Here is a 10682-nt window from a genome sequence, read left to right as displayed (position 1 = left end):
AAAACCAACTTCTCTGGAGTGGGCAAGCGAATCGGATTGGGCAAAAGTAACGCCAGCCAGCCCAAAAGCCAGCAAGAGGGATAAAAGTGCTTTCTGCATTTGTGTTAAATGATTTGGTTGAAGAATCGAAGGTCTTCTTGCAGAAAGCAATTATCGAGCCAGTTGTAGTAGGTAGTGTTATAAAAATCAGTGAGAAGGATTTATTCTGTTGCTGATCCGTTTTTTCCGCCGCCGGTCCCACCACACATACCCCACAAATCCTATAAAGCTGATCACCGATACCCAGATGAGGCCGCTCTTGAGACGATCGTTTTCCTGCCCAAGCCAGGCGATCAGAATGGCCAGGGGGGTAATGCCCAGCAGCGTAGCCCCAATAAAACGCCAGTAGCCCATGCGCAGCATGCCGGCCACAAACGAGATGGCATCGTTGGAAAGAAAGGGGGCCAGGCGGGTCACTAAGATGGCCCAGAAGCCATAGTCATCAATAAAGCCTTCTACGGTGCGTTGCCCCTTTTTGCCCAGCAGCTTGCCCACTACCGGCGGGCCCAGGTAGGCGCCAATCATATAGCCGATGCTGGAAGCACAAAAGACCGCCGCCAGAATAATGAGTGTGCCCCATACAGGGCCAAAGGCCAGCACCGACACCACCATGAGCAGGGGGGTGGGAATCACCAGCAGAAACATCTGCAGCACCATGGCAATGATGATCACCAGCGGACCCAGCCAGCCAAACTGCCCTACCCAGGCCTGGATGCGCGCCTCATTGTCGCTGGTAAGCACCTCCCAGGCTTCTTTAAAAAATTCCTGCACGCCCGGCACCAGAAAATAGCTGCCGACCAGGGCTGCTACCAGGCCCAGGGAAATATAAAGGGGTCCTTTGCTTTTTTGTACTGTATCAATGGGGGGCTCTTCGGCCTGCAGGTGCCATCGATTCTCTTCTGCAGATGTAGAATTGCTGTTTTTCATCGTTTCGTTTTCTAACGGATGAACCCCCGCCTTGGTTAAGTGCGGCAAACTCAAAAAAAAGCCCCGGCTGCAGGGGCCGGGGCTTTTGGTTATTTTACTACCTCATAATCGACATATTCGCCACCTTTGGGTCGGGGCTTTTCGCCCGGCTTCTGAGGTTCTTCGGGTATGTAGTCAATGGCTACCTCTCCTTCCCGACGGTAGGGCCGCTGTGCCTGTTGCTGCGCCTGCTGCGGATTTTGCCGCATGTGCCGCATTAGGTCCAGCATGGACTTTACCTGCTTGCGCTGCCGGTACATCATCATAAAAGCAGTGAAGAAAAAGCGCACCGCCCGGTAGAGGATGTAGATCAGAAGGAGTGTGAATAGCGTCTTTATCATACCCTATAAACCTACTTGCTGAGGTATAAGTTTCGCTCGGAGTAGATCTGCAGGAAGTAGTCGTCCATCAGGTCCTCGATGAAATAGATGGCCTCCCCCGTACTTTTCATCTCTGGTCCCAGCTCCTTGTTTACGTTCGGGAACTTGTTGAAGGAGAATACCGGCACCTTTATGGCATAACCCTTCCGGTACGGAGCGTACTCAAAATCCGTTACCTTACGCTCGCCCAGCATTACCTTGGTGGCCCAGTTTACATAGGGCTGGCGGTAGGCCTTGGCAATAAAGGGCACCGTGCGGCTGGCCCGTGGGTTTGCTTCAATGATGTACACCTTATCATCCTTAATGGCAAACTGAATGTTGATGAGCCCTTTGGTCTTAAGCGCCAGGGCGATTTTTTTGGTATACACCTCAATCTGCTGCATCACAAAGTCGCCCAGGTTGTAGGGGGGCAGCACGGCATAAGAGTCGCCGCTGTGAATACCGGCCGGCTCAATGTGCTGCATAACGCCTATGATCATCACATTCTCCCCATCGCAGATGGCATCGGCCTCGGCTTCTATGGCCCCTTCCAGGAAGTGGTCCAGCAGCACTTTGTTGCCGGGAATATCGCGCAACACATCAATTACATGCTTTTCCAGCTCCCGCTCGTTGATCACAATCTTCATTCGCTGCCCGCCCAGTACATAGGAGGGGCGCACCAGCAGCGGAAAGCCCAGCTTGCGGCTTAGCTCCACGGCCTGCTCGGCATCATCAATGGAGCCAAACTCGGGGTAGGGGATCCCATTCTCCTTCAGCAGGGTAGAGAAGGAGCCCCGGTCTTCGGCCAGGTCCAGCGATTTAAAATCGGTGCCCATGATCTTGATGCCGTAGCGGTCCAGCTTCTCGGCTAGTTTCAGGGCCGTCTGGCCGCCCAGCTGCACAATCACCCCTTCGGGCTTTTCGTGCTCAATGATGTCATAGATATTCTCCCAGAAGACCGGCTCAAAGTAGAGCTTGTCCGAAATATCGGGATCGGTACTTACGGTTTCGGGATTGCAGTTGATCATGATGGTCTCGTAGCCGCACTCCTTGGCGGCCAGCAGGCCATGCACACAGCTGTAGTCAAACTCAATGCCCTGGCCAATGCGGATGGGGCCGCTGCCCAGGATCACCACCTTTTTCTTGTCCGATACGATGGATTCGTTCTCTTCTTCAAAGGTGCTGTAGAAGTAAGGGGTCTTGGCCTCAAACTCGGCCGAGCAGGTATCTACCATTTTAAACACCCGCTTGATGCCCATCTCCAGGCGCTTGCTGTGCACCTCGCTCTCCAGGCAGCGCAGCAGGTGCGCAATCTGGCGGTCGGCATAGCCCAGGCTTTTGGCCTCCTTCATGAGCGAAGGGGGGATGGTGTCGAGTGTGTATTTCTGTATTTCGCGCTCCAGGGCCAGCAGCTCTTCGATCTGGCTCAGGAACCATTTATCAATCTTGGTCAGGTCCTGAATGGTGCGCATGGGAATGCCCAGCTTAAAGGCATCATAGATGTGGAACAGGCGGTTCCAGCTGGGATTTTTCAGGCTGTGCAGGATCTGCTCCTGGTTGGTTAGCTCCTTGGCATCGGCGCCCAGGCCGTTGCGCTTGATCTCCAGGCTCTGGCAGGCTTTCTGCAACGCTTCCTGAAAATTGCGGCCTATGCCCATTACCTCGCCTACGGATTTCATCTGCAGGCCCAGGTAGCGGTTGGCCCCTTCGAACTTATCGAAGTTCCAGCGCGGTATTTTTACGATCACATAGTCCAGCGCCGGCTCAAAAAAGGCCGAGGTGGTTTTGGTGATGGGGTTTGTGAGCTCATCCAGGTTGTAGCCAATGGCCAGCTTGGCTGCAATTTTGGCAATGGGGTAGCCGGTGGCTTTAGAGGCCAGGGCCGAGGAGCGGCTTACGCGCGGGTTGATCTCAATGCCAACGATATCATCGTTCTCCGGATTTACAGCAAACTGTACGTTGCAACCCCCTGCAAACTGGCCAATGCCGTTCATCATTTTAATGGCCAGGTTGCGCATTTTCTGATAAACCGTATCGGGCAGGGTCTGGGCCGGGGCCACGGTGATGGAGTCGCCGGTGTGCACCCCCATGGGGTCAAAGTTCTCGATGGAACAGATGATGATGATGTTGCCGATATTGTCGCGCAGCAGCTCCAGCTCGTACTCCTTCCAGCCCATAATGCTTTGCTCTACCAGCACCTCGTGGATGGGCGAGGCATGCAGGCCGGCGGTCAGGGCCTTGTCAAAATCTTCGGCCTTCTCCACAAAGCCGCCTCCGGTACCCCCCAGGGTGTAGGAGGGGCGGATCACCAGCGGAAAGCCAATTTCCTGGGCTATTTCCTTGCCCTGCAGAAAGGAGGTGGCCGTAGAGCCCTGGCAGACGCCTACACCCAGCTCCAGCATCTTCTGGCGGAATTTCTCCCGGTCTTCGGTGGTCTCAATGGCGTTGATATCCACCCCGATGATGCGGATCCCGAATTTCTCCCAGATACCGGCCTTATCACAGTCGATGGCCAGGTTAAGGGCCGTCTGGCCGCCCATGGTGGGCAGTACGGCATCAATCTGGGGGTGTTCCTTCAGGATTTTGATGATCGACTTTTTCTCCAGCGGCAGCAGGTACACATGGTCTGCTGTGATGGGGTCGGTCATGATGGTGGCAGGATTGGAATTGATGAGGATTACCTCAATTCCTTCTTCGCGGAGCGAGCGTGCGGCCTGGGTGCCCGAATAGTCGAACTCGGCAGCCTGCCCGATGACGATAGGTCCGCTCCCGATGATGAGAACTGACTTGATGGATTGGTCTTTTGGCATTGGCGCGGAAATATTCGGGAGACAAAGGTAGTAACACGGGGGCAGGAATCAAACCCTGCCCGAAAGTAGATGCAAGCTTTTGTATTTTCTTACATGGGGGCGGAAAAATAACAGGATGGGGCTATGTTAGCAGCAACGGAAAAGGCGTTATAGGAGAAAGCCTGATTTGGGGGGCGGAGCATGCTGTTTTCTCTGAAAGTGCTGAAAGTCAACCCGTAAGCTTTTGTGTTCGTATAGTAGGGTAGAATTAACTTTGGTATAAAGTTTGATTAATCACTTTTAGTAGATAACTTAAAGCCTTAAGGAGGATATAGAGATGAACCTGAATATAGATAAACTCATCGATTTGATAAATGACCTGCTCTCCTCACTGCAGGAGAAGCTGAGTCCTAAACCGGAGCTGGTTCCTGTGCCTGTGCGTAACCGCAATAGCCAGTAAGCCTGCCCGATCTAAAGAACGTATTACCTGATTGTAGATAGAAAGCCGCTTAAACGCGGCTTTTTTTTATTGTTATTGACTCCAGCACGCTCTTTAAACTAAAAAGCCCCGGCTGCACCTGCAGCCGGGGCTTTTTGTACGGATTGGAAACTGCTTAGTCCTGCCGCAATACCCGCTTATAGACAGGCTCCTGGCCGGCTACTTCCAGGCAAAGAATATAGAGGCCATTGGCAAGCGTCACCTGCTGCAGGTTAAGCTGCAGGTAGCCTTCCCCATGTTCCACTATCTGGGCCGATACATCGGTCTGGCGACCATCCAGGCCAATAAGCACCAGGCGGGTGGATGCTCCTGGCAGAATGCTTTCGTGCTCCACGGTAAGCTGCTGCCGGAAGGGAACCGGATAGAGTGAGATGCCTTCTGCAGATGCTCCGATACGGCTGTTCTTGCCTTTGCCCTTGCCCGGGTTGGCAGCCTGCTTGCCACAATGGGCGCTGGAAGAGGCCATTCCTTTTTTCTTCCATTTGCCTTGCGCATCCTGCCAGTGAAGGAAGACCACATCATTGTTCTTACCGCTAACCGGCGTGCTAAGGTAGGTCTCGCCCGCCTGTACGGTCAGGGCGCCTGTGTGGCCGGTCTTGTGCACCTCCCAGCGCACCTCTACAGCACAGGGGTTGGGGTTGTAGACCATCCAGCGGTGCTGGGATGCAAGCTCTGAACAAAGGGCGGTGAGTTTGAGCGGCTGCTCAGCCAGGCAGGTTTCTACTTCATTGGTTTCATCCACACGGCCATCGCAGTTGTTGTCGATGCCGTCTTCGCTAAGCTCCAGGGCGCCGGGATACACGCTGGCATCAAAGGGGTCGCAATCCTCTTCATTGACTACGCCATCGCCATCGATGTCGTCATCACAGGCATCGCCTATTCCATCGCCATCCAGGTCGGCCTGATCGGGATTGTGGGAATTGGGGCAGTTATCAAAATGATCATTGATTCCGTCTTCATCAAAATCAAAGGGAGGCTCCTGGCCATCACAGTCCGAATCATAGTCATCGAAGGGCCAGGGGTAATCGATGGCGCCCGGGTGGAAATCGGGGTTTTCGTCATCACAGTCACCGGCCCGGTCCACATAGCCCTCGGGCTGGGTGCAGGCTTCTACGCTATCCCAGGCATCGCCCCAGCCATCGCCATCCGCATCGGCATACCAGGTCTGGGGTTCGCACTCACCTTCTACTACTATGGTGAGGGTTGCCTGGTGCAGGTAGTCACCGGCTGTGAGGGTAAGCACCACCTCATGGGTACCGATGTGCTCCTGGCGGGGAGCGTCGCCGTCGCCCATTGTAAAGATCAGAATGCCATAGTCGCCCTCCCAGGCCAGGGGCAGGGTGGGGCTACTTATTTCATACATATACCCATCCAGCCAGTTTTGGATGGGGACCTCTAGGCGGAAAGGCTCCTCCACGGCCAGGACAACCGGCTGCTCGGGGAGTACAAAGCTGGGTGCCTGCCAGATGTAGAGGCTGGTGCTGGTTTCGGTGGTGTTGCCAGCCGCATCGGTGGCGGTAAATGTCAGCTGATTTTCCCGGCTAACCGTTTCCGTAGGGGTAAAGGTTAGCTCTACCGTAAAGGGAGCCGTTTGGGTAATAGGAAACTGCGGACTAAAATCTGCAGTGGTAAGCGGCCTTTTGCTTGCATCCGGGTCTGGATACCACTGGTATACGTTCATATCCAGGCTTACCTCATCGCCTTCCGGATCGCTCACCGTAACAAGGATAGTATACTCCTGGCCTGCCTCATACTGCTCTAGTCCGGCATCGCCCGAGAGGGTAAGGGTGGGGGCCTGATTCTCTTCATCGGCAGCCGGAGCAGCTGAATCTGCCCAGCTACTACCTGCACATAGGCAACAGAGCAGCAGGGCCAGCAGGGAGGGGGTTAGTTTTGGAAAAGTAGAGTGTTGCATGTATATAAAAAATTAAGGTAAGAAATGCCAGGCCTGGCCGAATGGAAACATCCGGTGGTGGAGGAGAGGCAAGGCAGAAAAAGTAACTGCATCAGTGGGAATACATAAGTCCGGGCTGGCGCACGCATGCCCTGCCATTTGGGGTTCCGCTGAAAAGCAAAGCTTACAAACCGCTCTTTTAGGAGTAGGTCTGCAAAGATGAACCGGGATGGGTGGCTAGTGTTTTAAAAAAGGATCGGTAAAACATTAGCTATTTTTGTGTTCCCTGCCAGACCCACCCCCTTAAATGCCCGGCTTGGGACTGGTTTGCTAGCCAAAAAAATTGCTATCTTCCTACCCGAACCAATTTCTTCTTTTTTTATGTACCGGATGCCTTCCTGTTTTCTGGCGCTCTTGCTGCTTGTCCTGATGGGGGCGCCTGCCCAGGCGCAGCGTAAAAAAGCCCCAGCCAATACCCTGCAATTTGATACCGCTCTCTACCATGGCCTGCAATACCGCCACCTGGGCCCTTTCAGGGGTGGCCGCTCGGCAGCGGTGGCCGGTGTGCCGAGCCAGCCCAACCTCTACTATTTTGGGGCTACCGGCGGGGGGGTATGGCGCACCCAGGATGGTGGCCAGAGCTGGCATAACATCTCCGACGGCTACTTTGGCGGCTCCATAGGGGCGGTGTCGGTAAGCGAGTACGATCCCAATGTGATCTATGTGGGTGGGGGCGAAAAAACCGTGCGGGGCAATGTAAGCTACGGTTACGGCATGTGGAAGTCGGTAGACGCCGGCAAAAGCTGGAAGGCCATAGGCCTGGAAAATTCCCGCCACATCAGCCGCATCCGCATTCACCCGCGGGATCCGGAGCTGGTCTATGCCGCCGTGATGGGCGATCTGTACAAACCCACGCAGGAGCGGGGCGTATACCGCAGCCGCGATGGGGGCAAGAGCTGGCAGCGTATACTCTTTGCCAATGAAAACGCCGGCGCCGTAGACCTTACCTTTGATCCTACCAATCCCCGCATTCTGTACGCCACCACCTGGCGCATCCGCCGTACCCCCTATAGCCTGGAGAGCGGCGGTGAGGGCTCCGATATCTGGAAAAGTACCGATGGCGGCGATAGCTGGAAAAAGCTGAGCGATAAAAGGGGACTGCCCAAAGGCCCGCGCGGCATTATTGGCATTACGGCTTCACCGGCGCAGCCAGAGCGGGTATGGGCCATCATTGAAGCCAACGAGGGGGGGGTATACCGCTCCGACGATGGGGGCGAAAGCTGGCAGAAGCTCAACGACGACCGGGCCCTGCGCCAGCGCGCCTGGTACTATACCCGCATTTATGCCGATCCCAAGGATGCCAATAAGGTGTATGTGCTCAATGTGGCCTACCACATCTCCGGCGATGGGGGCAAGACCTTCTCCTCGCACATGTCGCCGCACAGCGACCACCACGACCTCTGGATAGCCCCCGAAGACCCGCAGCGCATGGTGATAGCCGACGATGGCGGCGCCCAGGTGAGCTTTGACGGGGGAGAGAACTGGAGCACCTACCACAACCAGCCAACGGCCCAGTTTTACCGGCTGGAGACCGACAATCATTTTCCCTACCGTATTTACACCGCCCAGCAGGACAACTCCACCATCCGCATCTCGCACCGCAGCCGCGGCAACAGCATTGGTGAGCGGGATTGGGAAGAGACCGCCGGCGGAGAGAGCGCCCATATTGCCGTAGACCCCACCGACAGCGATGTGGTATATGGCGGCAGCTATGGGGGATACCTTACCCGCCTCAACCACAAAACAGGGGTGGAGCAGGCCGTAAACGTCTGGCCCGACAATCCCATGGGGCATGGAGCCGAGGGCATGAAGTACCGCTTTCAGTGGAACTTCCCCATCTTTTTCTCCCCCCACCAGAAGGACATGCTCTATGCAGCCTCCAACCACCTGCATACTACCCGGGATGGGGGCCAGAGCTGGGAAACCATCAGCCCTGACCTTACCCGCAACGATAAAAGCAAGCTGGGCCCCTCCGGCGGCCCCATTACCAAAGACAATACCAGCGTAGAGTACTACGGGACCATTTTTGCCGCAGCGGAATCGCCCTACGAGCCGGGCCTGATCTGGACCGGTTCGGATGATGGGTTGCTGCATGTGAGCCGCGATGGGGGTAAAAACTGGCAGAATGTAACCCCTGCCGGCATGCCCGAGTGGATGATGTTCAACAGCGTAGAGCCAGACCCCTTTGTGAAGGGGGGCGCCTATGTGGCCGGTACCCGCTACAAGCTGGGCGATTACCAGCCCTACCTCTACCGCACCAAAGACTATGGCAAAACCTGGACCCGTATTACCGGTGGCATTGATGCCGGACACTTTACCCGGGTGGTGCGGGCCGACCCCAAGCGGCAGGGCCTGCTCTATGCCGGTACTGAAAGCGGCATGTACATCTCCTTTGATGATGGCACCAGCTGGCGGCCCTTTCAGCTCAACCTGCCCATGGTGCCCATTACCGACCTTGCCCTGAAACAGGATAACCTGATTGTGGCCACCCAGGGCCGCAGCCTCTGGATCATCGATGACCTTACCCCTCTGCACCAGCTCAGCGCTCAGGTAAGCAGCAGCCCTGCTCATCTGTTCAAACCCATGCCCAGCTACCGCATGGAGGGCGGGCAGAACCTGCGTAACCGCTCGGCCGGCACCAACCACCCCGGCGGGGTCATGGTCCACTTCTTCCTGAAGCAGAAGCCCGATTCGGCCCAGCAGGTAAAGCTGGAGTTTCTGGAGCCCGGCGGCGCGCTCATCCGCTCCTTTTCCACCGATGCCAAGGATAAGAAGGTTAAGCTGGAGGAGTTGAAAGCGGGCCTGAACCGCTTTGTGTGGGACATGCGCTACGAGGGAGGCAAAGATTTTGAGGGTATGGTGCTCTGGTGGGCCGGTCTGCAGGGCCCCAAGGCGGTGCCCGGTGAGTACACCGTGCGTCTGCAGCTGGGCGATCAGGTGCAGGAGCAGCGCTTTACCATACTGCCCGATCCGCGCATTGAGGCCACACAAGGAGACCTGCAGGCGCAGTTTGATTTTCTGAAGTCGGTGCGGGATAAGGTAAGCGAAGCCCATGGGGCCATTGCCGATATGCGCAGCGTGCGCAAGCAGCTGGAGAGCCTGCGCAGCCGCATCGGCGCAGACAGCAGCATGCAGCAGGTGCTAAAGGCCGCCAGGGAGCTGGATACTAAGATGACGAAGGTGGAAGAAGCCCTGTACCAGACCAAGAACCGTAGCGGACAGGACCCCCTGAACTACCCCATCCGGCTTACCAACAAGCTGGCGCACCTGAACTCGCTCTACAGCATCTCTGATAGCCGCCCACCCCGGCAGGCCTATGCGTTTAAAGAGGAAATAACAGCCGCCATTGATGCCGAACTGGCCAAATGGTACCAGATTCGCCAGCAGGAACTCCCGGCCTTTAATGAGCTGGTACGCCAGAAACAGGTAGATGCCGTAAAGCTGAGTGAGCCAGTAAGCCCACGCTAGGCGCTTTTATGTTCTTGATCCAATCAAAAAGAGGTACAGCCAAAGCTGTACCTCTTTTTTTAGGAGTAATCTTGAGATCAGAAGAAAATGGCCGGTATCAGGCGGGTGACTGGTTGCTGTTCCAGATGTCTTTGTGCAGTTTCCAGTTGCCGTTCTGCTGCTTCCAGACCACCAGGTACTTGCCTTCGTCAATGGGGGTGCTGTTTTCTCCCTTAAGCGTATAGTGGCCCACCTCTATGGCGGTATCTCCCTGTTCTTCTACCTCAAGGGTGTTGAGGCGGGCTTCTTTAATGCCCGCATCCATGGCGCTTTGCCAGAAGTGGCGAATGCCCTCCCGTCCCTGAATAATCTGGGTGCCGGTAGGCAACAGGCTGCCCTGCTCGGTATAGAGCCCGGCCATGCCGTTGGCATCGCCTCTTGAGAAGGTGGCCTCAAAAGCATCATTGGCCTTGCGGATGGCTGCGCTAATGTCGGTGCTGGTGCTGATCATAAAAATAATGGGTTAGAGAGTGAAAAAAATCATTGAACCTAAGATATAAAAAATAGCATAAATGGAGTAGTTTCTGGGCTGATTTTCAGGCGGATGCAGTATCTCATTTTTGCCAAAA

Annotated in this window: 7 protein-coding genes; 2 read left to right on the top strand and 5 right to left on the bottom strand. The window is 55.5% G+C overall.

Annotated features, from left to right (window positions below; translation table 11 throughout):
- Positions 1-186: 186 nt before the first annotated feature.
- From ADICEAN_RS04885 to carB, 3 genes are all read right to left on the bottom strand, one after another.
- Complete coding sequence (locus ADICEAN_RS04885; protein ID WP_009194424.1) at positions 187-966, bottom strand: TVP38/TMEM64 family protein; 780 nt, start codon at positions 964-966, stop codon at positions 187-189.
- Positions 967-1055: 89 nt separating this feature from the next.
- Positions 1056-1346 carry a DUF4834 family protein gene (locus ADICEAN_RS04880; protein WP_009194423.1) on the bottom strand — a complete coding sequence of 97 codons (291 nt, stop codon included), beginning with the start codon at positions 1344-1346 and terminating at the stop codon, positions 1056-1058.
- Between the two features lie 11 nt (positions 1347-1357).
- Positions 1358-4174 carry a carbamoyl-phosphate synthase large subunit gene (carB, locus tag ADICEAN_RS04875; protein ID WP_009194422.1) on the bottom strand — a complete coding sequence of 939 codons (2817 nt, stop codon included), beginning with the start codon at positions 4172-4174 and terminating at the stop codon, positions 1358-1360.
- Between the two features lie 316 nt (positions 4175-4490).
- Between carB and ADICEAN_RS23505 the strand changes: the two genes are divergently transcribed.
- Positions 4491-4613: a hypothetical protein gene (locus ADICEAN_RS23505; protein WP_009194421.1), complete on the top strand. Its 123-nt coding sequence runs from the start codon at positions 4491-4493 to the stop codon at positions 4611-4613.
- Positions 4614-4767: 154 nt separating this feature from the next.
- Here the strand turns inward: ADICEAN_RS23505 and ADICEAN_RS22960 are convergent, their stop codons facing one another.
- Positions 4768-6567, bottom strand: a complete 1800-nt coding sequence (locus ADICEAN_RS22960; protein WP_009194420.1) for a MopE-related protein — start codon at positions 6565-6567, stop codon at positions 4768-4770.
- Positions 6568-6936: 369 nt separating this feature from the next.
- Here ADICEAN_RS22960 and ADICEAN_RS04865 point away from each other — a divergent pair, with 369 nt between their 5' ends.
- A complete protein-coding gene (locus ADICEAN_RS04865; RefSeq protein ID WP_009194419.1) occupies positions 6937-10074 on the top strand; it encodes a WD40/YVTN/BNR-like repeat-containing protein in 3138 nt (1045 codons plus the stop codon).
- A gap of 97 nt (positions 10075-10171) precedes the next feature.
- Here ADICEAN_RS04865 and ADICEAN_RS04860 read toward each other — a convergent pair whose 3' ends face one another.
- On the bottom strand, positions 10172-10564 hold the full coding sequence (locus tag ADICEAN_RS04860) for a YybH family protein (protein ID WP_009194418.1): 393 nt from the start codon (positions 10562-10564) through the stop codon (positions 10172-10174).
- Positions 10565-10682: the final 118 nt, after the last annotated feature.

This window comes from Cesiribacter andamanensis AMV16, from assembly GCF_000348925.1.
GTDB lineage: Bacteria > Bacteroidota > Bacteroidia > Cytophagales > Cyclobacteriaceae > Cesiribacter > Cesiribacter andamanensis.
The sequence above is the reverse complement of the archived record's forward strand: the minus strand, read 5'-3'. Positions and strand labels throughout refer to the sequence as shown.

Excerpts from the sequence above, each read along its gene's own strand:
- ADICEAN_RS04885 (WP_009194424.1), bottom strand. The coding sequence starts at position 966 with ATGAAAAACAGCAATTCTACATCTGCAGAAGAGAATCGATGGCACCTG.
- ADICEAN_RS04880 (WP_009194423.1), bottom strand. The coding sequence starts at position 1,346 with ATGATAAAGACGCTATTCACACTCCTTCTGATCTACATCCTCTACCGG.
- carB (WP_009194422.1), bottom strand. The coding sequence starts at position 4,174 with ATGCCAAAAGACCAATCCATCAAGTCAGTTCTCATCATCGGGAGCGGA.
- ADICEAN_RS23505 (WP_009194421.1), top strand. The coding sequence starts at position 4,491 with ATGAACCTGAATATAGATAAACTCATCGATTTGATAAATGACCTGCTC.
- ADICEAN_RS22960 (WP_009194420.1), bottom strand. The coding sequence starts at position 6,567 with ATGCAACACTCTACTTTTCCAAAACTAACCCCCTCCCTGCTGGCCCTG.
- ADICEAN_RS04865 (WP_009194419.1), top strand. The coding sequence starts at position 6,937 with ATGCCTTCCTGTTTTCTGGCGCTCTTGCTGCTTGTCCTGATGGGGGCG.
- ADICEAN_RS04860 (WP_009194418.1), bottom strand. The coding sequence starts at position 10,564 with ATGATCAGCACCAGCACCGACATTAGCGCAGCCATCCGCAAGGCCAAT.